The 20,927-nt window shown below is 70.6% G+C and carries 23 protein-coding genes; 9 read left to right on the plus strand and 14 right to left on the minus strand.

All coding sequences use genetic code 11. The features are described 5' to 3' along the window. Positions 1 to 384: 384 nt before the first annotated feature. Positions 385 to 1,026 (minus strand): DNA-3-methyladenine glycosylase, encoded by a 642-nt coding sequence (locus ACZ5VC_RS00005; RefSeq protein WP_469117858.1) that lies wholly within the window; start codon positions 1,024 to 1,026, stop codon positions 385 to 387. Between the two features lie 74 nt (positions 1,027 to 1,100). On the opposite strand from ACZ5VC_RS00005, the gene ACZ5VC_RS00010 reads away from it, so the two are divergent. The 3 genes from ACZ5VC_RS00010 (at position 1,101) to ACZ5VC_RS00020 (ending at position 3,171) form a co-directional block, all read left to right on the plus strand. Beyond that, the gene (locus ACZ5VC_RS00010) at positions 1,101 to 1,883 is read left to right on the plus strand and encodes a sporulation protein (protein ID WP_469117859.1); all 783 of its coding nucleotides are present in this window, start codon (positions 1,101 to 1,103) and stop codon (positions 1,881 to 1,883) included. 44 nt (positions 1,884 to 1,927) lie between these two features. Next, complete coding sequence (locus ACZ5VC_RS00015) at positions 1,928 to 2,464, plus strand: YbhB/YbcL family Raf kinase inhibitor-like protein (RefSeq protein WP_469117860.1); 537 nt, start codon at positions 1,928 to 1,930, stop codon at positions 2,462 to 2,464. Between the two features lie 191 nt (positions 2,465 to 2,655). After that, complete coding sequence (locus ACZ5VC_RS00020) at positions 2,656 to 3,171, plus strand: HNH endonuclease (protein WP_469117861.1); 516 nt, start codon at positions 2,656 to 2,658, stop codon at positions 3,169 to 3,171. Between the two features lie 100 nt (positions 3,172 to 3,271). On the opposite strand, the gene ACZ5VC_RS00025 is transcribed toward ACZ5VC_RS00020, so the two are convergent. The 4 genes from ACZ5VC_RS00025 to ACZ5VC_RS00040 form a co-directional block, all read right to left on the minus strand. Further along, positions 3,272 to 4,045, minus strand: coding sequence for a sulfite exporter TauE/SafE family protein (locus tag ACZ5VC_RS00025; RefSeq protein WP_469117862.1), 774 nt, complete (start codon positions 4,043 to 4,045; stop codon positions 3,272 to 3,274). Positions 4,046 to 4,138: 93 nt separating this feature from the next. Further along, entirely contained in the window at positions 4,139 to 5,089 is a 951-nt protein-coding gene (locus ACZ5VC_RS00030) for an SPFH domain-containing protein (protein ID WP_469117863.1), read from the minus strand. Between the two features lie 81 nt (positions 5,090 to 5,170). Next, positions 5,171 to 5,599: an NfeD family protein gene (locus tag ACZ5VC_RS00035; protein WP_469117864.1), complete on the minus strand. Its 429-nt coding sequence runs from the start codon at positions 5,597 to 5,599 to the stop codon at positions 5,171 to 5,173. Positions 5,600 to 5,668: 69 nt separating this feature from the next. After that, complete coding sequence (locus ACZ5VC_RS00040) at positions 5,669 to 6,460, minus strand: ABC transporter ATP-binding protein (RefSeq protein ID WP_469117865.1); 792 nt, start codon at positions 6,458 to 6,460, stop codon at positions 5,669 to 5,671. A 123-nt stretch (positions 6,461 to 6,583) separates the two neighbouring features. On the opposite strand from ACZ5VC_RS00040, the gene ACZ5VC_RS00045 reads away from it, so the two are divergent. Continuing rightward, positions 6,584 to 7,363 (plus strand): hypothetical protein, encoded by a 780-nt coding sequence (locus ACZ5VC_RS00045; protein WP_469117866.1) that lies wholly within the window; start codon positions 6,584 to 6,586, stop codon positions 7,361 to 7,363. 83 nt (positions 7,364 to 7,446) lie between these two features. On the opposite strand, the gene ACZ5VC_RS00050 is transcribed toward ACZ5VC_RS00045, so the two are convergent. From ACZ5VC_RS00050 to ACZ5VC_RS00060, 3 genes are all read right to left on the minus strand, one after another. Continuing rightward, positions 7,447 to 7,686, minus strand: a complete 240-nt coding sequence (locus ACZ5VC_RS00050; protein ID WP_469117867.1) for a chaplin — start codon at positions 7,684 to 7,686, stop codon at positions 7,447 to 7,449. A 161-nt stretch (positions 7,687 to 7,847) separates the two neighbouring features. Next, positions 7,848 to 8,528, minus strand: a complete 681-nt coding sequence (locus ACZ5VC_RS00055) for a response regulator (protein WP_469117868.1) — start codon at positions 8,526 to 8,528, stop codon at positions 7,848 to 7,850. Continuing rightward, positions 8,521 to 9,678 (minus strand): GAF domain-containing sensor histidine kinase, encoded by a 1,158-nt coding sequence (locus tag ACZ5VC_RS00060; protein WP_469117869.1) that lies wholly within the window; start codon positions 9,676 to 9,678, stop codon positions 8,521 to 8,523. Before ACZ5VC_RS00060 ends, ACZ5VC_RS00055 begins: the two co-directional genes overlap by 8 nt. Positions 9,679 to 9,849: 171 nt before the next feature. On the opposite strand from ACZ5VC_RS00060, the gene ACZ5VC_RS00065 reads away from it, so the two are divergent. From ACZ5VC_RS00065 to ACZ5VC_RS00075, 3 genes are all read left to right on the plus strand, one after another. Next, entirely contained in the window at positions 9,850 to 10,548 is a 699-nt protein-coding gene (locus tag ACZ5VC_RS00065; RefSeq protein ID WP_469117870.1) for an SDR family NAD(P)-dependent oxidoreductase, read from the plus strand. A 37-nt stretch (positions 10,549 to 10,585) separates the two neighbouring features. After that, positions 10,586 to 11,653 (plus strand): S-adenosylmethionine:tRNA ribosyltransferase-isomerase, encoded by a 1,068-nt coding sequence (locus tag ACZ5VC_RS00070; protein ID WP_469117871.1) that lies wholly within the window; start codon positions 10,586 to 10,588, stop codon positions 11,651 to 11,653. A 290-nt stretch (positions 11,654 to 11,943) separates the two neighbouring features. Further along, the gene (locus ACZ5VC_RS00075; protein WP_469117872.1) at positions 11,944 to 12,663 is read left to right on the plus strand and encodes a transglycosylase SLT domain-containing protein; all 720 of its coding nucleotides are present in this window, start codon (positions 11,944 to 11,946) and stop codon (positions 12,661 to 12,663) included. 78 nt (positions 12,664 to 12,741) lie between these two features. Here ACZ5VC_RS00075 and ACZ5VC_RS00080 read toward each other — a convergent pair whose 3' ends face one another. Continuing rightward, the gene (locus tag ACZ5VC_RS00080; protein WP_469117873.1) at positions 12,742 to 15,279 is read right to left on the minus strand and encodes an ABC transporter ATP-binding protein/permease; all 2,538 of its coding nucleotides are present in this window, start codon (positions 15,277 to 15,279) and stop codon (positions 12,742 to 12,744) included. Between the two features lie 525 nt (positions 15,280 to 15,804). On the opposite strand from ACZ5VC_RS00080, the gene serB reads away from it, so the two are divergent. Further along, positions 15,805 to 17,010, plus strand: a complete 1,206-nt coding sequence (gene serB / locus ACZ5VC_RS00085; RefSeq protein WP_469117874.1) for a phosphoserine phosphatase SerB — start codon at positions 15,805 to 15,807, stop codon at positions 17,008 to 17,010. Between the two features lie 120 nt (positions 17,011 to 17,130). Here the strand turns inward: serB and ACZ5VC_RS00090 are convergent, their stop codons facing one another. The 4 genes from ACZ5VC_RS00090 to ACZ5VC_RS00105 form a co-directional block, all read right to left on the minus strand. After that, positions 17,131 to 17,682 carry a SixA phosphatase family protein gene (locus ACZ5VC_RS00090; protein WP_469117875.1) on the minus strand — a complete coding sequence of 184 codons (552 nt, stop codon included), beginning with the start codon at positions 17,680 to 17,682 and terminating at the stop codon, positions 17,131 to 17,133. A gap of 98 nt (positions 17,683 to 17,780) precedes the next feature. Continuing rightward, positions 17,781 to 17,987, minus strand: coding sequence for a hypothetical protein (locus tag ACZ5VC_RS00095; protein ID WP_469117876.1), 207 nt, complete (start codon positions 17,985 to 17,987; stop codon positions 17,781 to 17,783). A 152-nt stretch (positions 17,988 to 18,139) separates the two neighbouring features. Further along, positions 18,140 to 18,259 carry an SGM_5486 family transporter-associated protein gene (locus tag ACZ5VC_RS00100; RefSeq protein ID WP_468714767.1) on the minus strand — a complete coding sequence of 40 codons (120 nt, stop codon included), beginning with the start codon at positions 18,257 to 18,259 and terminating at the stop codon, positions 18,140 to 18,142. 17 nt (positions 18,260 to 18,276) lie between these two features. Then, a complete protein-coding gene (locus tag ACZ5VC_RS00105) occupies positions 18,277 to 19,602 on the minus strand; it encodes a CynX/NimT family MFS transporter (RefSeq protein ID WP_469117877.1) in 1,326 nt (441 codons plus the stop codon). Positions 19,603 to 19,726: 124 nt separating this feature from the next. Here ACZ5VC_RS00105 and ACZ5VC_RS00110 point away from each other — a divergent pair, with 124 nt between their 5' ends. Continuing rightward, positions 19,727 to 20,413, plus strand: coding sequence for a FadR/GntR family transcriptional regulator (locus ACZ5VC_RS00110; RefSeq protein ID WP_469117878.1), 687 nt, complete (start codon positions 19,727 to 19,729; stop codon positions 20,411 to 20,413). Here ACZ5VC_RS00110 and ACZ5VC_RS00115 read toward each other — a convergent pair. After that, positions 20,376 to 20,783, minus strand: coding sequence for a hypothetical protein (locus ACZ5VC_RS00115; RefSeq protein ID WP_469117879.1), 408 nt, complete (start codon positions 20,781 to 20,783; stop codon positions 20,376 to 20,378). The genes ACZ5VC_RS00110 and ACZ5VC_RS00115 overlap by 38 nt on opposite strands. Between the last annotated feature and the right edge of the window lie 144 nt (positions 20,784 to 20,927).

Consider the following 20,927-nt stretch of genomic DNA (forward strand, 5'->3'; position numbering starts at 1 on the left):
TTGGCACGCTGTTGAGTTCTCAAGGAACGGACGCTTCCTTTGTACTCACCCTCGCGGGCTTTCCTCCGGGCTTCCCTTCGGTATTTCGTGTTTCCAACCTTACCAGATCCGTTTTCCGTTCCGTTTCCGGTCGGGATTCTGTTTCCGGTGGCCGTTGGGGGCCTTTTGCCTTCTGGTTGCTTTTCGGCTCCCTTTCGGCGTGTTCACTACGTTAGCCGATTTCCCTGGCGACTCATAATCGAGTCTCCCGGATTGAATTCCGGCATGCCGAAATCCGCACCCGTTGGGGTTCGTCGTTGGTAGTGGATGGCCGCTTCAGGGCTGCTGAACAGCATGACCCGTCTCAAGCGGCTCGGGCTACGTTAGGCGGCCTCGGAGGTCGAGTCAAGTTGCCCTCCTGCGAGGGACATGGGCCCGATAGGGGCTCACTGTGGGGTCGCCGTCGATCCAGTAACGCCAGGGGTGGGGGGCGCCGTCGCCGCCCACTCCCGTGCGGGGGCCGTTGCGGACCTGGTCAGCGGGGGGCGGGGTGCCCGTAAGGACGGACAGGGGGGAGTCGGGGCCGGCGCAGGTGTCCGTGCCGTTGAGGACGCGGTCCACGTCGAGGGCGGTGGCGAGCCGGGCCGGGCCTTTGGCCAGTTCCTTGTCGTTGCGGGCCGAGATACGACGGGTGCGGGCGAGGTCCGCGCCCGCCTGGATCTCCCCGGCCCGCAGCAGGACTCCGCTTGCCCTTCCCTCGGGGCCGCACACCAGGTTCAGGCAGTGCCACATGCCGTAGGTGAAGTAGACGTACGCGTGTCCGGGCGGACCGAACATGACCGCGTTGCGCGGCGTGCGGCCTCGGAAGGCGTGGGAGCCGGGGTCGAGATCGCCCGCGTATGCCTCGACCTCGGTGAGGCGGAGCTCGATCGTGCCTTCGCTCGTTCTGCGTACGAGGGTGCGGCCGAGGAGGTCGGGCGCCACCTCCAGTACGGGGCGGTCGAAGAAGGCCCGCGGAAGCGGCGTACGGTCGGAGCTCTCGATCATGGCGTCCGAGGGTACTGGGGAACCGGCTACGGTCGTCGCGCGTATGTAGGGGTCAAGACCAAGAAGGAGTGGACATGGGGTTCAAGAAGCTGCTCGCGAGCCTGGGTGCCGGTGGGGCGTCCGTCGAGACGGTGCTCACCGAGGAGAACGTCGTTCCCGGTGGCGTCGTCCAGGGCGAGGTGCGGATCCAGGGCGGCTCGGTCGAGCAGCAGATCGAAGGGCTTTCGGTCGGTCTGCAGGCGCGGGTCGAGGTAGAGGGCGGTGAGCAGGAGGTCAAGCAGGACATCGAGTTCACCAAGGTCCGCCTCGGGGGCGCTTTCGTGGTGCAGCCGGGTGCGGTGCACGTGGTGCCGTTCGGGCTCGAGATTCCGTGGGAGACGCCTGTCACCACCATCGCCGGGCAGCGGCTGCACGGCATGCACATCGGCGTGACCACGGAGCTGGAGATCGCGCGGGCCGTGGACTCGGGCGACCTGGACCCCATCAACGTGCATCCGCTGCCGGCGCAGCAGGCCATCCTGGACGCCTTCATCCAGCTGGGCTTCCGCTTCAAGAGCGCGGACATGGAGCGCGGGCACATCCGGGGCACGCGTCAGCGGCTGCCGTTCTACCAGGAGATCGAGTTCTTCCCGCCGCAGCAGTACCGGGGGCTGAACCAGGTCGAGGTCAGCTTCGTCGCGGACGACCGTGAGATGGACGTCGTCCTGGAGATGGACAAGAAGCCGGGTCTGTTCAGCGAGGGCAGCGACTCGTTCCGTTCCTTCAAGGTGGGTCTCAACGACTTCCACACGACCGACTGGGCGGCGTACCTGAACCAGTGGCTCGCCGACGTCGGTGGTCGCCGCAACTGGCTCTAGGCTCGGTTCGGCAAGCCAGGACAGGCGATTTCGGAGGTTCAGACGTGGCCGAGGGCAAGAGGGCGCCGCTCCCTCATGACTTCCACCCGCAGGTGCCGTCGTTCACAGTGGTGAGCGACGACATCGAACCGGGGGCGGTACTGAAGGACGCGCAGGTGCACGCGAAGGGCAACATGTCGCCGCAGCTGCGCTGGGAGGGCTTCCCCGCGAAGACCAAGAGCTTCGCCGTGACGTGTTTCGACCCGGACGCGCCGACCGGCAGCGGTTTCTGGCACTGGGTGCTGTTCGACATTCCGGCGTCGGTCACGGAGCTGCCGGCGGGTGCGGGCAGTGGCAGGTTCGAGGGGCTGCCGAAGGGCGCGGTGCACGCCCGCAACGACTACGGGTCGAAGGACTTCGGTGGCGCCGCGCCGCCGGCCGGTGAGAACCACCGGTACGTCTTCACCGTGTACGCGGTGGACACCGAGAAGCTCGGGCCGGACGCGGATGCGTCGCCCGCGGCGGTGGGCTTCAATCTGCGGTTCCACACGCTCGGGCGTGCCCAGCTGATCGGTGAGTACGAGGGCCCCTCGGGCCGCTGAGCGTTCGTTCGTTGTTTGCCCGCTTCTGGTCTTGGAGAGATCAGAAGCGGGCATCTTTTATTTCTGGACGTCCGGGGGTGACCCCGGCGGAGCACAGATATTGCGTTGTCCAACGCGGCGCGCCCGGCCAGAGTTGGTCCAAGCCCGAAGCCCTGGAACAGGGCTGGGCCGGCACACGGGAGGTGGGCACAATGCGGGACACGCTGGTTCTGAACGCGAGCTTCGAGCCGCTTTCGACGGTCACACTCAACCGTGCGGTGGTGCTTGTCCTGACGGACAAGGCCGTCGTCGAGCAGGCTCACCCGGCTCTTCGCGTGCGTGCGGCCGCCGTCGAACTTCCGGTGCCGCGGGTGATCAGGCTCTGCCGCTATGTACGGGTGCCCTTCCGAAGACAGGCGCCGTGGTCGAGGCGGGGTGTGCTGGTCAGGGACCAGCACCGGTGCGCGTACTGCGGGAGGCGTGCGACGACGGTGGACCATGTGGTGCCCCGGGCGCAGGGTGGTGCGGACAGCTGGCTGAACACGGTCGCGTCGTGTGCCGAGGACAATCACCGGAAGGCCGACCGTACGCCCGAGCAGGCGGGGATGCCGTTGCTGAGGCAGCCGTTCGTGCCGTCTCCGGCGGACGCGATGCTGTTGTCGTTGGCGGCCGGTGACCGGTCGGCGCTGCCCGAGTGGCTGGCTTCGGGCGCTGCTCCGGCCGCGTAGGTCCCGTAGCCGGGTCTCCGGTCTTCGGGTGTGTGAAGAGCCCGTCCTCGTGGAGGACGGGCTCTTGTCGTCCCGCCGGCCGGTGTCCGGCGGTGTCGGCCTACTTGAGGGTGAGCTGGAGGATCGCGACGATGCCGACGGCGATGATCACCCCGCGCAGGACGGTGGGCGGGAGGCGGCGGCCGACCTTGGCGCCGATCTGGCCGCCGAGGGTGGAGCCGACGGCGATGAGCAGCACGGCGGTCCAGTCGAACTCGGCGACGAAGAGGAAGAACACGGCGGCGACGCCGTTGACGACGGCGCCGAGGATGTTCTTCACGGCGTTGATCCGCTGCAGGCTGTCGTTGAGGAGCAGGCCCATCAGGGAGAGGTAGAGCACCCCTTGGGCGGCGCCGAAGTAGCCGCCGTACGCGCTGGCGACGAAGAGTCCGAGGAGGAGCGCGAAGCCGCCGTCGGGATGTGCTTCGTTTCCGGTGGCCTCGCGGCGGCGTGCGACGACGGCGGCGAGGCGGGGCTGGAGCAGGACGAGGACGAGCGCGAGGCCGATCAGTACGGGGACGATCGCGTCGAAGGCGTCGGACGGCAGGGCGATGAGCAGGATCGCGCCGAGGAGGCCGCCGAGGAGGGCGATGCCGCCGAGGCGGAGTACGCGCGCTCGCTGGCCGCGCAGTTCGCGGCGGTAGCCGATGGCTCCGCTGATGGATCCGGGGACCAGGCCGAGTGCGTTGGACACGTTCGCGGTGATCGGCGGGAGGCCGGTGGCCAGGAGCACGGGGAAGGTGATGAGGGTGCCCGAGCCGACGATCGTGTTGATGGTGCCGGCGCCGATGCCGGCGGCGAAGACTGCGAGTGCTTCCCAGATGGACAAAGCCATCTCCTTACACAATCAGTGAGACGCCTCCCCGCCATGGAGGTCGGGGGGCCTCACTGATCATGCACGAGCGTTGTACGGCGCAGTCGACTGCGGTCAGTCGACCGGAGGTTCCTCGCGGCGCTCGGTGCCGGGCTTGCCGCCGTTGCCGCCGGTGTTGAATCCGGGCGCTCCCCCGCCGAGGTTCCCGAAGGCACCGGAGAGGCCCTTGAGGGCGTCGCCGATCTCGCTGGGCACGATCCAGAGCTTGTTGGCGTCGCCCTCGGCGATCTTCGGGAGCATCTGGAGGTACTGGTAGGACAGCAGTTTCTGGTCGGGGTCACCCGCGTGGATGGCTTCGAAGACCGTACGCACGGCCTGGGCCTCGCCCTCGGCGCGCAGGGCGGCGGCCTTGGCCTCACCCTCGGCGCGCAGGATCGCGGACTGCTTCTCACCTTCGGCGGTGAGGATCTGCGACTGGCGGATGCCTTCGGCGGTGAGGATCGCCGCGCGCTTGTCACGGTCGGCGCGCATCTGCTTCTCCATCGAGTCCTGGATGGAGGTCGGCGGCTCGATCGCCTTGAGCTCGACGCGGTTGACGCGGATGCCCCACTTGCCAGTGGCCTCGTCGAGGACGCCGCGCAGCGCCGCGTTGATCTCCTCGCGGGAGGTGAGGGTCCGCTCCAGGTCCATGCCACCGATGATGTTGCGCAGGGTGGTGACGGTGAGCTGCTCGATCGCCTGGATGTAGCTGGCGACTTCGTAGGTCGCGGCCCGGGCGTCGGTCACCTGGTAGTAGATGACCGTGTCGATGTTGACCACCAGGTTGTCCTGGGTGATCACCGGCTGGGGCGGGAACGGGACGACCTGTTCGCGCAGGTCGATGCGGTTGCGGATCGAGTCGATGAACGGGACGACGATGTTCAGGCCCGCGTTGAGGGTGCGGGTGTAGCGGCCGAAGCGCTCCACGATCGCGGCGCTCGCCTGCGGGATGACCTGGATCGTCTTGATCAGTGCGATGAAGACAAGCACCACCAGAATGATCAGGACGATGATGACTGATGGCATCGTGTTCCCCGAGCCCTTCGCTACCGGTTGATTCTGATCATCGAGTTTTCCAGACCGCGGGCCCTCGTGTGTGCCGTTCGGTCACATGACGACGGCGGTGGCCCCGTCGATCTCCACGACGTCGACCTGCTGGCCCGGTTCGAAGGCCTGCGTGGAGTCCAGGGTGCGGGCCGACCAGACCTCGCCGGCGAGCTTGATCCGGCCACCGCTGCCGTCCACCCGTTCCAGTACGACGGCTTGACGGCCCCTCAGGGCGTCGATGCCGGTGGCGAGTTGGGGGCGTCCGTCGCGGTGCCGGGCCGCGATGGGGCGGACGACGGCGATGAGGGCCACGGAGACCGCGGCGAAGACCACCACCTGCGTCACCATGCCGAATCCGAGTGCGGCGGTGACTGCTCCGGCGATGGCGCCGACGGAGAGCATGCCGAGCTCGGGCATCGCGGTCAGGACGAGCGGGATGCCGAGTCCCACCGCGCCGATCAGCCACCACACCCACGCGTCGATGTCCACATCGTCATGGTAGGCGGCGGGCCGGTTCCCGGACAGGGCACGGTGGGTCCGGCGGGAGGCTCCGGCGGATCAGCCGAGCGGGAGCCCCTGGGCGGTGTAGCGCTCGCCGACGTGCTCGACGACGAGCGGCAGGCCGAAGCAGAGGGACAGGTTGCGGGAGGTGAGCTCGGTCTCCATGGGGCCCGCCGCCAGCACCTTGCCCTGACGGATCATCAGGACGTGGGTGAAGCCCGGGGCGATCTCCTCGACATGGTGCGTGACCATGATCATGGAGGGGGCGTACGGGTCGCGGGCGAGACGGCCGAGACGGCGGACCAGGTCCTCGCGGCCGCCGAGGTCGAGACCGGCGGCGGGCTCGTCGAGGAGGAGGAGCTCGGGGTCGGTCATCATGGCGCGGGCGATGAGGGTCCGCTTGCGCTCGCCCTCGGAGAGCGTGCCGAACTTGCGGTCGACGTAGTCGGTCATGCCGAGCCGGTCGAGGAAGGCGCGGGCGCGCTGCTCGTCGACGGCCTCGTAGTCCTCGTGCCAGGTGGCGGTCATGCCGTACGCGGCGGTGAGGACGGTCTGCAGGACGGTCTGGCGCTTGGGCAGCTTCTCGGCCATGGCGATGCCGGCCATGCCGATGCGCGGACGGAGTTCGAAGACGTCGACCTTGCCGAGCTGCTCGCCGAGGACCTTGGACGTGCCGCTGGTGGGGAAGAGGTAGCTGGACGCGATGTTGAGGAGGGTGGTCTTGCCGGCGCCGTTGGGCCCGAGGATGACCCAGCGCTCACCTTCCTTGACCGACCAGGAGACATCGTCCACCAGAGCGCGTCCGTCGCGGACCACGGATACGTCCACCAGCTCCAGTACATCGCTCATGAGCGCGTTGTCTCCCCTTGCGGTCGAGTCGTTGTCGCGTGCGCCTGTGGGCGCAGCTCCCAGGGAAAACCTACGCCACTGGTGGAGGGGGCCGGTGCGTGGGCAGGTGCCTAGGCTGGGTCCATGCTCTCTGAACCACGCTCAGGACGGTTGGCCGCTTGGGGAAATGCCCTGTTGGCCGGATTTGTATCACCTGATGACGCCGCGTTCGCGATCGTCGGTGAGGACGCGGTGCACCGCGTGGAGGGGCTGCCTGGCGAGGCCGCGCCGGTCGGTCTGACGCTTGCGCTGGGGCGGCTGCGGAGGCTCGGGATCACCGGGTACCGGGTCGCGCTGCCCGCGCCGGGGCATCCGCTGGGTCTCAGCGGGCCGGCGGACTTCAACGCGGCGGCGCTGGAGGCGCAGGAGGCGGTCGTCGGGTTCGGCGCGCCGTACGGGCTGGTGCCGGAGGTCTCCGAGGCGGGACCGCGCGGCGATGTGCATGTGGAGGTCGTCTGGCGGTGTCTGCCGGTACGGGAGGCTCCGCCGGCGGACGTGCCGTCCCTGGGGGAGGCCGAGCGGGAGCTGGCGGAGGCACTGCGGGACGCGACGGCGGCGCTGACCCGGCTCGACGTGGCGGGGTCGGGGCCGGTGGCCGACGCGGCGCGGGACGCGTACCGGGCGAGGGCCGAGGCGGGCCGCGAGGTGCTGGCTCCGGGGTATCCGCCACGGGCGGTACGGGTACTGGAGCTGGCCCAGCGGGTGGCCCTGCTGATCTCGCTGGCGTACGACCACGGTCATGGCGGCGCGGTCAGCGCGTCGGAGATGGCGGCGCGAGGGGAGGCCCTGCGCCCGGTGGAGCGGGTCGCGCGGCGCGCGCAGGTGGCGGCGTACAACGCATATGTGGAGGAGCGGGAGCGGTGAGGGGTGCGGGCCGGGACGCGTGAGCGCACACGCGCGACCGGCCCCCCGGGGAGTGGGGGGGGCCGGTCGGGACAGTCAGGTGCTCAGTGGTTGGAGCTCGCGTTCCCGAAGGTCGGGTTCAGGGCGCCGATCACGTTCACGCTGTTGCCCGTGGCGTTCACGGGGACGTGGATCGGGGCCTGCACCAGGTTGCCGGAGACGGCACCCGGCGAGTTGAGGGCCTGGCCGTTCGCGTCCGCGTCGGCGGAGGCGGCGCCCGCACCGGCGGCGACGATGCCACCGGCGATCATGGCTACGGCAGCGGCCTTCTTCAGGTTCTTCACTTCAGGATCCTCCTGGTCATCGCCGCGACCAATCGCCGCGGCACGCCATGAAGAACGGCCGGGCGGCGCGCAGGATGCGCCAAGTGGGTGACATACACACGACGGTATGAATCTCGGATCGGCGTGCAACCATCTGGTCGGACCGGTGCGCGGCCGTCCGTTCAGTTCGTCATCCCATGTCGGACGGCCCAGAGCGCGGCCTGTGTGCGGTCGGCGAGGTCGAGCTTCATCAGGATGTTGGAGACATGCGTCTTGACGGTCTTCTCCGAGAGGACCAGCGCCCGGGCGATCTCCCGGTTCGAACGTCCGTCGGCGATCAGGCCGAGGACTTCGCGCTCCCGTTCGGTGAGCGTGCCGCCGCGGCCCGTGCCGCTGTGGCCGTCGTCCTGGGAGAGCAGCGCGCCGGCCACCTCCGGCTGGAGCAGCACATGACCGGCGTGAACGGAGCGGATGGCGTCGGCCAGCGCGTCCGGATCAACGTCCTTGTATACGTATCCGGCCGCACCCGCGCGCAGGGCCGGGACGACGGTGCGCTGCTCGGTGAAGCTGGTGACGATCAGCACCTTCGCGGGGTTGGCCAGCTCGCGCAGCTTGCGCAGGGCCTCGATGCCGTCCATGCCGGGCATCTTGACGTCCATCAGTACGACGTCGGGGCGCAGCTCCTCGGCGCGGGCGACTCCGTCGGCGCCGTCGGCGGCCTCCCCCACCACCTCGATGTCGTCCTGGACCTCCAGGAAGGTGCGCAGGCCGCGGCGGACCACCTGGTGGTCGTCGACCAGCAGGACGCGGATGCCGGCTTTCGTCGACGACGCTGACGACGCTGACGACGCTGGATCAGCCACCGGGGACCTCCATCTCGATCGTGGTGCCCTGACCGGGCGCCGACTGCACGGTGAGTCTGCCGCCCACGCCGCCCGCCCGGTGGCGCATCGACACCAGCCCGAGGTGGCGCCCGGCCCGGCGGACCGCGCGGGGCTCGAACCCCTTGCCGTCGTCGGTGACGCTCAGCAGCGCGCCCTGGCCCCGGCGGACCAGCGAGACGGCCACCAGGCCGGCCTCCGAGTGGCGCAGCGCGTTGTGCAGCGCCTCCTGGGCGACCCGGAGCAGGGCTTCCTCCTGGGCGGCGGGCAGGGCGCGTATGCCGCGGCTGTCGAAGGTGACACGGGCGGTGTGGGCACGGTCCAGGACCTGGATGTGCGTACGCAGGGTGTTGACCAGGCCGTCCTCGTCGAGGGCGGCGGGGCGCAGCTCGACGACGGCGGCGCGCAGCTCGTCCGCGGCTTCGGCGGCGAGCTCGGCGACCTGCTGGAGCTCGCCCTTGGCCCGGGCAGGGTCGCGGTCGACGAGGGCGGCGGCGGCCTGGGCGGTGAGGCGGAGCGAGAACAGCTTCTGGCTGACGGCGTCGTGCAGCTCGTGGGCGAGGCGCGAGCGCTCCTCGGCGATGGTGAGCTCCCGGCTCCGCTCGTACAGCCGGGCGTTGGTGAGGGCGATCGCGGCGTGCTGGGCGAGGATGCCGAGGAGCTCCTCGTCCTCCTCGGTGAAGCCGCAGCCGTCCTCGCGCGTGCGTGAGGTCTTGGGGCAGCGCTTGTTGGCGAGGAAGAGGGCGCCGATCGTCTCGTCGCCGTCGCGGATGGGCAGGCCCAGGAAGTCGGACATCTCCGGGTGGGCGGAGGGCCAGCCCTCGAAGCGGGGGTCCTTGCGCACATCGGCGAGGCGCTCGGCCTGGGCGTCGTGGAGCATCGCCGCGAGGATGCCGTGCTGGCGGGGCAGCGGGCCGATGGCCTTCCACTGCTCGTCGCTGACGCCGTCGACGACGAACTGGGCGAAGCCACCGTGGTCGTCGGGGACGCCCAGTGCCGCGTACTCGGCGTCGAGCAGTTCACGGGCCGAGGCGACGATCGTCTTGAGGACGTCGCGCACCTCGAGGTGCCTGCTCATCGCCAGGAGCGCGGTGCTCACGGCGGCGAGGCCGGAGCTCGGTCGATGACTCATGTCTTCACGGTACCGGCGGCTTGTGACACTCCGTATCGGCCCCGGGACGGCCGTTGATTAGGGCGCAGGGCCTAGGTCGAAGTGTGTCCCCCGACCGGGGCCCGTGGACGAGGCGGCGGCGGTGCCGGGCGTCACACGCTGGAGGCGTCGGTCGATGAGGGGATGGATGTCATGCCAGTCGCGGTCATCACGGGGGCTTCGAAGGGACTGGGGCGGGCGCTCGGGGTGGCGCTCGCCCGGCAGGGATGGGATCTGGTGCTGGACGCCAGGACGGCGGACGTACTGGAGGAGAGCGCCGGGAAGGCGCGTGCCCACGGGACGCGGGTCGTGGCGGTGGCCGGGGATGTCACGGACGCCGCGCACCGCGCTGCCCTGGTGGCCGCGGCGCGCCGGCTCGGCGGTCTGGATCTCCTGGTGAGCAATGCCAGCGCGCTGGGCGCCGAGCCGCTGGTGCGGCTGGACGAGCTGCCCCTCGCGGGGCTGCGGGCGGCGCTCGAGACCAATGTGGTCGCCGCTCTGGGGCTCGTACAGGAGGCGCTGCCGCTGCTGCGGGCGAGCGGGGCCGGGTCGGTGATCGCGGTCAGCTCTGACGCGGCGGCGGAGGCGTACGAGACATGGGGTGGCTACGGGGCATCGAAGGCGGCGCTGGACCATCTCGCGGCGGTGCTGGCGGTGGAGGAGCCGCTGCTGCGGGTGTGGTCGGTGGACCCGGGCGACATGGGGACCGACCTGTACGCGGCGGCGGTGCCGGACGACGACGAGCCGCGGCCGGCTCCGGAGTCGGTGGTGCCCGGCTTCCTGCGGTTGCTGGAGCGGCGGCCGGCGAGCGGGCGGTACGCGGCGCCCGCTCTGGCCGGGGCAAACCGGTGACGCCTGCGGGCGCGGCCGGAGTGAGGGAGGCGGGGCGGTGAGCGTGCTGGAGGCGCTGCGGGTACCGGACGAGCTCTCGGCGCGGGTGCCGGCCGAGGTGCGGGGCGCGGGCCGCGAGGACGTCCGTCTGATGGTGTCGCGCGGGAGCGCGGTGTCCCACCACGCCTTCCGCGACCTGCCGGGCCAGCTGCGCGCGGGCGACGTGCTGGTGGTCAATACGTCGTCCACCCTGCCCGCGGCGGTCACCGGCCGGCTCGGCGGGGACCCGGTCGTGGTGCACTTCTCGACGCGCGGGGACGACGGACGCTGGGCGGTGGAGCTGCGCGCCCCGGACGGGCGGGGCAGCACGCGACCGCGGGCCGGCGGGCCGCCCGGCGGGATCGTGCGGCTGCCGGGCGGGGCGGAGCTCGTACTGGAGGGGCCTCTGGCGCCGGGCGGGGCGCGGCTGTGGTGGGCCGTGGTGTCCACCGGTGTGCCGGGGCTGCTGGCGCGGTACGGGCGGCCGATCCGCTACCGCTATACGGAGCGGGACCAGCCGCTGGCCGCGTACCAGACCGTCTTCGCCCTGCCGTGCCCCGACGGCTCGGGTTCGGCGGAGATGCCGAGCGCCGCGCGGCCCTTCACGGCACCCCTCGTCACCGAGCTGGTGAGCCGGGGTGTTCAGTTCGCGCCGATCACGCTGCACACCGGGGTGGCGTCGGCGGAGGCGCACGAGCCGCCGTATCCGGAGCGCTTCGAGGTGACGGCGGCCACGGCGCGGCTGGTGAACGCGGGCCGGGCGGGCGGCGGGCGAATCGTCGCGGTCGGGACGACGGCGGTACGGGCGCTGGAGTCGGCGGCGGGGGCGGACGGGGTGGTGCGGGCGGCCTCGGGGTGGACGGAGCTGGTGGTCACGCCGGGGCGTGGGGTGCGGGCCGTCGACGGCCTGCTGACCGGGCTGCACGAGCCGGAGGCGTCGCATCTTCTGATGCTGGAGGCGCTGGCCGGGCGGGAGGCTCTGGGGCGTGCGTACACCGAGGCGCTGAGGCGGCTCTACCTCTGGCACGAGTTCGGGGACGTCCATCTCATCCTCCCGAACGAGAGCCCTCACTCTGCGCATTGCTGATGCAACAGCTGGTCAGGTCGCTACTCGCCCGATGTGAGCCCGCGCATAGGACGCAGGTCACTTACGAAGCCCTCTAGTAAGCACGTAAAGGGTAGATCAAGGCTGTATGGGCGGGTCACTCGCCCCTTTTGGGGGGTCTCGCCGGAGGGCCTGATCCACTACCCGGCTTCGTACGTCACACCTTTGCCAGGGCATTTTGCTGCCGCTAAGAATTGCATCCGTCGCCGCCGAGAAGGCGCAGCGCCGCCACCGGCCTGAGCGACTCCCGCGATTCGAAGAGGTACTCCCGCATGTCCGCGTTCACTGGTAACAGCCTGAAGAAGAGCCACAAGCTTTCCATCGCCGGCGTCGCCGCCATCGGTGCCGCGGCCGTCACGTTCTCCCTCGTCCCGGGCAACGCCTCGGCCGAGACCGAGACCGAGGCGATAGCCACCATGCCGGTGGCGTGGGCCTCCAACACGGGCAGCGTCCAGAACTCGATCCAGACGAGCCTGACCCAGCAGCACGACGCCGTGAGCCGCATGGCCCGCGCCGAGGCCGCCGCCAAGGTCCAGGCCGCCGCGAAGGCCAAGGCCGCCGCCCAGGCTGCCGCGAAGGCCAAGGCTGCCGCCAAGGCGAAGGCCGACGCGCAGAAGCGTGCCGCCGTCAAGGCCGCCGCCAGCCGCGCCGCCGTCCGCAAGCCCGTCTACGCGAACAACCTCGACGGCTGGATCCGCGAGGCGCTGGACATCATGAAGAAGAACAACATCCCGGGCACCTACGAGGGCATCCACCGCAACATCATGCGGGAGTCCAGCGGTAACCCCCGGGCCATCAACAACTGGGACATCAACGCCATCAACGGCATCCCCTCGAAGGGCCTGCTGCAGGTCATCCAGCCGACCTTCAACACGTACCACGTCAAGGGCACCAAGTTCGACCTGTACGACCCGGTCGCCAACATCGTCGCGGCCTGCAACTACGCGGCCGACCGCTACGGCTCGATGGACAACGTCAACAGCGCCTACTGACGGACGCTGCGCAGAACGCCGAAAGGGCGGCACCCGTGCTGGGGTGCCGCCCTTCGGCGTCCGCGTGTGCGGTGACCGTTACTTGCGCATGACCTCGGGCTCGTGGCGGCGCAGCAGCCGTGCCACGGCGAAACCGCAGGCGACTCCGATGAGCACCAGGACGGTGAGGTTGAAGCCCCACTGGCCGGCCGTGTGGTCCCACAGCGGGTCCAGGTTGGTCGGGTCCTTGTGGTCCCACGGCGGCATCAGGTGCGCGAGGTCCAGCGTGGAGCCGGCGGCGGCGATGGCCCAGCGGGACGGCATCAGCCAGGCGAACTGCTCCAGGCCCGGCGAGCCGTACACCTGGAAGAGGATGCCGGTGAAGACGACCTGGACGATCGCGAACATCACCAGCAGCGGCATGGTCTTCTCGGCGGTCTTCACCAGCGAGGAGATGACCAGGCCGAACATCATCGAGGTGAAGCCCAGCGCGGTGATGGTGACGCAGAGCTCGACGGCCGGAGGCATGATCAGGCCCTCCGCCGGCAGCTCGCGGGTGGCGAAGCCGATGCCGCAGATGATGACGCCCTGGATGGCGGTGATCACGCCGAGGACGATGACCTTGGACATCAGGTACGCGGACCGGGACAGGCCGGTGGCCCGCTCCCGCTCGTAGATGACCCGTTCCTTGATCAGCTCTCGTACGGAGTTCGCCGCGCCAGAGAAGCACATGCCGACCGCGAGGATCAGCATGATCGTTCCGGCGTCGCCGTTGAAGCGGGACGGCGGCTTGGGCGCGGCCAGGCCGAAGTCGGCCGGGATGACGACCGAGACCAGGCCGAGGACGGCCGGCAGGATCACCATCAGGCCCATGAAGCCCTTGTCGGACGCGATGACCGAGGCGTAGCGGCGCATCAGGGTCCAGAGCTGGGACCCCCAGCCCTGCGGCTTCGGCGGGCGCATGGCCTGCGGCGACGGCATCTGTACGGACTGCGCGGCGACGGCGTCGATGTCCGCGGCGTACATCTGGTAGTGCTGCGAGCCCTTCCAGCGGCCCGCCCAGTCGTAGTCGCGGTAGTTCTCGAAGGCGGAGAAGACATCGGCCCAGGTGCTGTAGCCGAAGAAGTTGAGCGCCTCCTCCGGCGGGCCGAAGTACGCCACCGCGCCGCCGGGCGCCATGACGAGCAGCTTGTCGCAGAGCCCCAGCTCGGCCACGGAGTGGGTGACGACGAGGACCGTGCGGCCGTCGTCGGCGAGGCCGCGCAGCAGCTGCATGACATCGCGGTCCATGCCGGGGTCGAGGCCCGAGGTGGGCTCGTCCAGGAAGATCAGCGAGGGCTTGGTGAGCAGCTCCAGGGCGACCGAGACGCGCTTGCGCTGGCCGCCCGAGAGCGAGGTGATCTTCTTTTCCTTGTGGATGTCGAGCTTGAGCTCGCGCAGCACCTCGTCGATGCGGGCCTCGCGCTCGGCCTCGGCGGTGTCGCCGGGGAAGCGGAGCTTGGCCGCGTACTTGAGGGCGGTGCGGACGGTCAGCTCCTTGTGCAGGATGTCGTCCTGCGGGACCAGACCGATGCGCTGGCGCAGCTCGGCGAACTGCTTGTAGAGGCTGCGGTTGTCGTAGAGGACGTCACCCTGGTTGGCGGGCCGGTAGCCGGTGAGCGCCTTGAGCAGGGTGGACTTTCCGGAGCCGGACGGGCCGATGACACCGATCAGCGACTTCTCGGGGACGCCGAAGGAGACGTCCTTGAGGATCTGCTTGCCGCCGTCGACCGTGACGGTCAGGTGGCGGGCCGAGAAGGAGACCTCGCCGGTGTCGACGAACTCCTCGAGACGGTCGCCGACGAGCCGGAACGTCGAGTGGCCGACGCCGACGATGTCGTTCGGGCCGATCAGGACCGTGCCGGACTTGGCGATCGGCTGACCGTTGACGTACGTGCCGTTGTGCGAGCCGAGGTCGCGGATCTGGAAGCGGCCGTCGGGCGTCGCGGTGAACTCGGCGTGCAGACGGGAGACCTGGAGGTCGGAGACGACCAGTTCGTTCTCGAGAGCACGACCGATGCGCATGACCCGGCCGAGGGAGAGCTGGTGGAAGGTCGTCGGGCTGCGGTCGCCGTAGACCGGTGGAGCCCCCGCGACACCGCCGGCGCCCGGAATCCCCTGGGGACCGCCCTGCTGGTGCGGGACCTGGGCGGCGGGCTGCTGCTGCCAGTCCTGCGGGGCCTGCTGCTGCCCGGGCCAGCCGGCGGGGGCCTGGTGGGGCTGCGCGGCGGGGGCCTGATGGGCCTGCGCCTGCATCGGCTGCGCCTGCGGGGCGCCGCTGTACGCGCCCGCCGCCGCACCGGTGAGATTCAGCCGCGGACCGTCGGTCGCGTTGCCGAGGTGCACGGCCGCACCGGGGCCGATTTCCATCTGGTGGATCCGCTGGCCCTGTACGAAGGTGCCGTTGGTGGAGCCGTGGTCCTCGATGACCCAACTCCGGCCGCCCCAGCCGATGGTGGCGTGGCGCCACGAGACCCTGGCGTCGTCGATCACCAGGTCGCCCTGCGGATCACGTCCGAGGGTGTATGACCTGGACGGATCGAGAGTCCAGGTCCTTCCGTTCAATTCCAGTACGAGTTCTGGCACTCCATGCCCCACTACTTGTCCCCCGAATTACCCCCGTCGCAGGGAGTCTAGGGATGGCGAACATCGTGGGGAACTATTTCAGGCCCGGTCCCGGATCGGAAAGTCGGGCGGTGTGAAGACCCGGCAGAGGCCGTGACGGCGCTGCCTGTTGGCGGGGAGGAAACGGGCGACGTGGGGCATCTGCGAACGGTCCGGGGAGCGTGCTCGCCGCGATGGCGCGGAGGGGCGCGGGTTCGCGGTCGGGGGCGGGGTCGGGGGTCGGGGGTCGGGGGTCGGGGGTCGGGGTGGCCCTGGGCGGTCGCGGGCGGGCTCGCGCCCGGGTTCGCAGCCGGGGTCGGGGCGGGCTCGCACCCGGCCCGCGGTCGGCGTTCGCAGATCGCGGAGGGGCTCGGGGGTCAGCGTTCGCGGTCGGCGTTCGCGCTGGGTGGTCCGGCGACTGCGGGGCGTAAGGGCCCGTCCGCCGGTGGGCCGAACGAGTGTCCGGTACGCGGGACGGGGAGGCTGGTGGCACGCCGTGCCCGATACGGTGGAGGCACCATGAGCGCATCGCAGACCTCAGACGTTCCCACCCTTCTCGTCAAGATCTTCGGGAAGGACCGTCCCGGGATCACCGCCGGGCTCTTCGACACCCTCGCCGCCTTCTCCGTCGATGTGGTCGACATCGAGCAGGTCGTCACCCGGGGGCGCATCGTCCTGTGCGCGCTCGTCACGGAGCCGACGGTGAGCTCCGAGGGCGAGCTGCGGGCCACCGTGCACAGCTGGGCCGAGTCGCTCAAGCTGCAGGCCGAGATCCTCTCCGGCACCGGTGACAACCGGCCGCGCGGCAGCGGCCGTTCCCATGTCACCGTCCTGGGCCACCCGCTGACCGCGGAGTCCACGGCGGCCATAGCGGCCAGGATCACCGCGACCGGCGGCAACATCGACCGTATCTTCCGGCTGGCGAAGTACCCCGTGACCGCCGTCGAATTCGCCGTTTCCGGTACCGAGACCGAGCCCCTGCGGACCGCGCTCGCCACGGAGGCCGCCGAGATCGGTGTCGATGTGGCGGTCGTGTCGGCCGGGCTGCACCGGAGGGCCCAGCGGCTGATCGTCATGGACGTCGACTCGACGCTGATCCAGGACGAGGTCATCGAGCTGTTCGCGGCGCACGCCGGCTGCGAGGACAAGGTCGCCGAGGTGACGGCCGCCGCGATGCGCGGGGAGCTGGACTTCGAGCAGTCGCTGCACGCGCGCGTGGCGCTGCTCGCGGGCCTCGACGCGTCCGTGGTGGACAAGGTCCGGGCCGAGGTCCGGCTGACCCCCGGCGCCCGCACCCTGATCCGTACGCTCAAGCGGCTCGGCTATCAAGTCGGCGTCGTATCGGGTGGGTTCACCCAGGTCACCGACGATCTGCGGGAGCGTCTCGGGCTCGACTTCGCGTCGGCCAACACGCTGGAGATCGTGGACGGGAAGCTCACCGGCCGGGTGACCGGCGAGATCGTCGACCGGGCGGGCAAGGCCCGGCTGCTGCGCCGGTTCGCCGCCGAGGCGGGCGTGCCGCTCTCCCAGACCGTGGCGATCGGCGACGGCGCCAATGACCTGGACATGCTCAACGCTGCGGGGCTGGGCGTGGCCTTCAACGCCAAGCCGGTGGTCCGCAGGGCCGCGGACACCGCCGTCAACGTGCCGTTCCTGGACACCGTGCTCTATCTGCTGGGCGTCACCCGTGAAGAGGTCGAGGCGGCCGACGACATCCTCGACTGATCCCGCCCGGCGGCGCGCTCCTCGTACGGACGGCACGCGAGCGCGCGAGGAGACGGAACACATGGCGGAGGGCCCTGCACCGGCGCGGTGCAGGGCCCTCGGCCGTGTGCGGTACGCGGATCAGTCGTGCGGCGCCCAGTAGTCGACGAGGGTGCCGACGCCGTGCTCCACGGACTTCCACGAGCCCTTGAAGCCGACGATCGCGTACGCCGCCGTCGGGAAGCCGCTGCGTGTCATCCGGGCCAGCGCGTCACCCTCGGCCTGGCCGGCGAGGGCGTCGGCGAGCGCGTGCATGCCGGGGTTGTGGCCGATCACCAGAAGGTCGCCGACCTCGTCCGGGGTCTCGGTGAGCAGCGCGAGAAGGTCGCCGAGCGAGGCCTCGTACAACCGCTCCTCGTACACCGTGCGGGGGCGGTGTGGCAGCTCATGGACGGCGAGCTTCCAGGTTTCGCGGGTCCTGACGGCCGTGGAACACAGCGCCAGATCGAAGGTGATGCCGGTCTCCGCGATCCTGCGGCCGGCCACGGGGGCGTCCATGCGGCCGCGCTCCGCGAGCGGCCTCTCGTGGTCGGACACCTGGGGCCAGTCGGCCTTCGCATGCCGGAGAAGCACGATCCTGCGGGACTCGGAGGGTCCGGGGGTCGTCCCCCCGGAAGGCTCAGCGACGCTCATGCCCTCAAGCTTCGCATGAAACGTGCCATCGGGCGCAGGGTGTTGAAGGGCGCCGCCTGCACGAGTGACGCCCCGGGCGGGCCGTCTGCGAGACCCGGTCAACGGGCGAGAGTCCGCTGGATCTGTTCGAGGATCCGGCCGACCGTCGGGTCACCGCCCGCGGCGTGTGCCTCGCCGGGTACGGCTATCAGCAGCAGGAGAACCACGAAGGCGGCCATGGGCAGTGCGACCGCCCACCACGGCAGCCGGATGTCGACGCCCCGGGCGGCCGTGCAGCGGGGCCGGGTGTGCGTGGGGGCCGGCATGGCCGCCTCCGTAGGTCTGCGGGGTCTCGCGCGGTGTGTTCCGCGTGGCCTCCAACGTACGGATCTCGGGGTCTGGGGCCCATCCGGTGATCCACCCACTTCACCCTGATACCGGCCCCCTAGGGGATGGGGTGGAAACCCCACCCCCGGGCTCACGAGGGTGAGGCGAAGGAGGCGATGATTCCGATGATCACCGTGATCGCGAGCATCGCGCCGAGCACGATGAGCAGCTTCTTCTGGCCGTTCGGGGGGTTCGGGTCGAGCACAGGCATGGAGCCAGTCTCGCACCTCAGCATTCGTCCTCGATCGTCCGGTCCCGTCCGGCGAGCGTTCCGACGAGCATCTGCGGCACCATCAGCCCGGCCATGAGCGCGAGCGGCAGCCCCCAGCCGCCGCTGTGCTGGTAGAGGACGCCCACGAGCAGCGGGCCGGGGATGGAGATGAGGTAGCCGACGCTCTGGGCGAAGGCGGAGAGCCGGACCACGCCCGAGCCGGTCCGCGAGCGCATCCCGATCATGGTGAGGGCCAGGGGGAAGGCGCAGTTGGAGACGCCCAGCAGCAGGGCCCACGCCCAGGCGCCGGCAGCGGGGGCGAAGTAGAGGCCGGAGTATCCGGTGATGCCGCACAGGGCGAGTCCGACGGCGATCGGGCCCTGGGTCTTCATGCGGGTGGCGAGACGCGGGATGACGAAGGCCAGCGGGACGCCCATGACCATGGTGACGGCGAGAAGTACCCCCGCTGTGCCGGCGGAGACCCCGGCGTCGCGGAAGATCTGCGGCATCCAGCCCATGGTGATGTAGGCGCCGGTGGCCTGGAGGCCGAAGAAGCAGCCGAGCGCCCACGCGGTGCGGCTCCGGGTGATCCGGAACGGGCGCGCCTCCTGCGCGGGGGCCTGGGCCGCGGGGGCCTCGGCGGCCGGGCTCTGCGCGGGGACCCGGGGCGCGGACCCGTCGGCCGCGCGCGGGCCCCTGTCGCGGACGAGTCCGATCCAGGGCAGTACGGCGAGGGCGGCGAGGATCGCCCACACGCCGAGGCCGGTGCGCCAACTCCCGCCCAGCGCCTGCGTCATGGGGACCGTCGCGGCGGCGGCCACCGAGGTGCCCAGTGCGAGGGCCATGGAGTAGAGCCCGGTCATGGTGCCGACGCGGTCGGGGAAGTACCGCTTGACGATGACGGGCATCAGGACGTTGCTGACGGCTATGCCCATCAGGGCGAGGGCGCTGGCGGCGAGGAACCCTGCCGTGCCACCGGCGAAGGGGCGGACGGCGAGGCCGGCGAAGACCGCGGCCATGCCGGCGCAGACGATGGCGGCCGGGCCGAAGCGCCGGGCGAGGCGGGGCGCGGTGATGCCGAAGATCGCGAAGCAGAGCGGCGGTACGGAGGTCAGCACGCCGGCGACGCTGCCGCTCATGTGCAGGCCGTCGCGGACCTCTTCGAGGAGCGCGCCGAGGCTGGTGATGGCGGGGCGGAGGTTGAGGGCCGCGAGGACGAGTCCGACGACCACGAGCCGGGTGATCCAGGCGGCGGGGGGCCGTGGTACCGGAGACTGGGTGGCACCGCGCGCGGTGTGCGGTGCCCTTTCGGCATGGCTCAGGGTCTGGGTCTCGTCGCGCATGGGCCCATCATAGAATCATGGGATGATTGGTTGTCCAATCCCTCGCAGCACCCCGCAGTCCCCATGCAGTCCATGCGGTCCCCCACGCGGTCCCTTTCCCGTTTCCGGAAGCTGAAGGAGCACCATGGCGCTCACCTCCCCCCGGCGCTCCGCTCTCAGTGATCAAGTGATCACCGAGCTGCGGAACCAGATCACCTCGGGCGAGTGGCCGGTCGGCTCCCGTATCCCCACCGAGCCGGAGCTGGTCGAGCAGCTCGGTGTGGCCCGCAACACCGTCCGGGAGGCCGTCCGCGCGCTGGCGCACAACGGCCTGCTGGACATCCGGCAGGGCTCCGGCACCTATGTCGTCGCCACGAGTGAGCTGGCCGGGGTGATGCACCGGCGGTTCGCGGGGGCCAATCCGCGCCACATCGCCGAGCTGCGCTCCACCCTGGAGTCGTCCGCCGCGCGACTGGCCGCCCAGCGGCGCACCGAGCGGGATCTGAAGCAGTTGGACGTCCTGCTGACGCGCCGGGAGCAGGCCTGGGAGTCGGGCGACGCCGAGAGCTTCGTGGCTGCCGACGCGACGTTCCACCTCGCGGTGGTCGCCGCGTCGCACAACGAGGTGCTGACCGAGCTCTACGCCGACCTCGGCCATCTGCTCCGCGACTGGCTGCGCGACGACGTCGGCCAGGAGCTGCGCCCGGAGAACCACATGGACCACGGGCGGCTGCTGGACGCGATCCGGGCGCAGGACGCGGACGCGGCGGCTTCCGAGGCGGCCGGTTATCCGTTCATGTGCCCGAGGAGTCCCGCTCGGGAAGGTGAGTGATCCACGCCGCCCGGACTTCCTTCCAGCAGCGCTGGGTCAGCTCGACATAGGCGGTGGGGGCCACCGCGACGGGCGCGCTGTCGGTGTCGACGTCCCACCAGCGGGCGCACTCGACGTGCAGGCGGACCCGGTCCGTACGGGGAAAGGGGTTGCGGCAGGCGGCGGTGACGCGGGAGCCCTCCACGGTCGTGTTGCACGAGGCACCGAAGGTCTCCCGCTCGCGGGGCGCCGTGGCGTCGTCGGCCGGATCCGCGGCGTCGGCCGGGGCGGCCAGGGCCGCGTTCACCTCGAAACCGACGAAGCCGATGGAACCGGCGACGAGGACCGAGGCCGCGGCCATGCCCACCATTCCGCGTGGTATCGCGCGCATGTCCGCACCTCCTCCCCGTCAGTAGCCGCAACATCACGCTCTGACCCAGTCTGAGGCGACAGGCCCGACTTTTCGACTTGGGGGGATTTCACCCGGAACGCACGAAAGCCGCGTGCCGTCAACTGCGACGGCACGCGGCCTCGT

This window comes from Streptomyces sp. NPDC033174, assembly GCF_055577795.1.

What these genes read in the sequence shown, in the direction of transcription:
- ACZ5VC_RS00060 (WP_469117869.1), bottom strand. Translation starts at nt 9,678, where the DNA reads ATGAGTCATCGACCGAGCTCCGGCCTCGCCGCCGTGAGCACCGCGCTC.
- ACZ5VC_RS00075 (WP_469117872.1), top strand. Translation starts at nt 11,944, where the DNA reads ATGTCCGCGTTCACTGGTAACAGCCTGAAGAAGAGCCACAAGCTTTCC.
- ACZ5VC_RS00100 (WP_468714767.1), bottom strand. Translation starts at nt 18,259, where the DNA reads ATGCCTGTGCTCGACCCGAACCCCCCGAACGGCCAGAAGAAGCTGCTC.
- ACZ5VC_RS00010 (WP_469117859.1), top strand. Translation starts at nt 1,101, where the DNA reads ATGGGGTTCAAGAAGCTGCTCGCGAGCCTGGGTGCCGGTGGGGCGTCC.
- ACZ5VC_RS00090 (WP_469117875.1), bottom strand. Translation starts at nt 17,682, where the DNA reads ATGAGCGTCGCTGAGCCTTCCGGGGGGACGACCCCCGGACCCTCCGAG.
- serB (WP_469117874.1), top strand. Translation starts at nt 15,805, where the DNA reads ATGAGCGCATCGCAGACCTCAGACGTTCCCACCCTTCTCGTCAAGATC.
- ACZ5VC_RS00005 (WP_469117858.1), bottom strand. Translation starts at nt 1,026, where the DNA reads ATGATCGAGAGCTCCGACCGTACGCCGCTTCCGCGGGCCTTCTTCGAC.
- ACZ5VC_RS00030 (WP_469117863.1), bottom strand. Translation starts at nt 5,089, where the DNA reads ATGCCATCAGTCATCATCGTCCTGATCATTCTGGTGGTGCTTGTCTTC.
- ACZ5VC_RS00110 (WP_469117878.1), top strand. Translation starts at nt 19,727, where the DNA reads ATGGCGCTCACCTCCCCCCGGCGCTCCGCTCTCAGTGATCAAGTGATC.
- ACZ5VC_RS00065 (WP_469117870.1), top strand. Translation starts at nt 9,850, where the DNA reads ATGCCAGTCGCGGTCATCACGGGGGCTTCGAAGGGACTGGGGCGGGCG.
- ACZ5VC_RS00020 (WP_469117861.1), top strand. Translation starts at nt 2,656, where the DNA reads ATGCGGGACACGCTGGTTCTGAACGCGAGCTTCGAGCCGCTTTCGACG.
- ACZ5VC_RS00045 (WP_469117866.1), top strand. Translation starts at nt 6,584, where the DNA reads ATGCTCTCTGAACCACGCTCAGGACGGTTGGCCGCTTGGGGAAATGCC.
- ACZ5VC_RS00095 (WP_469117876.1), bottom strand. Translation starts at nt 17,987, where the DNA reads ATGCCGGCCCCCACGCACACCCGGCCCCGCTGCACGGCCGCCCGGGGC.
- ACZ5VC_RS00105 (WP_469117877.1), bottom strand. Translation starts at nt 19,602, where the DNA reads ATGCGCGACGAGACCCAGACCCTGAGCCATGCCGAAAGGGCACCGCAC.
- ACZ5VC_RS00040 (WP_469117865.1), bottom strand. Translation starts at nt 6,460, where the DNA reads ATGAGCGATGTACTGGAGCTGGTGGACGTATCCGTGGTCCGCGACGGA.
- ACZ5VC_RS00115 (WP_469117879.1), bottom strand. Translation starts at nt 20,783, where the DNA reads ATGCGCGCGATACCACGCGGAATGGTGGGCATGGCCGCGGCCTCGGTC.
- ACZ5VC_RS00025 (WP_469117862.1), bottom strand. Translation starts at nt 4,045, where the DNA reads ATGGCTTTGTCCATCTGGGAAGCACTCGCAGTCTTCGCCGCCGGCATC.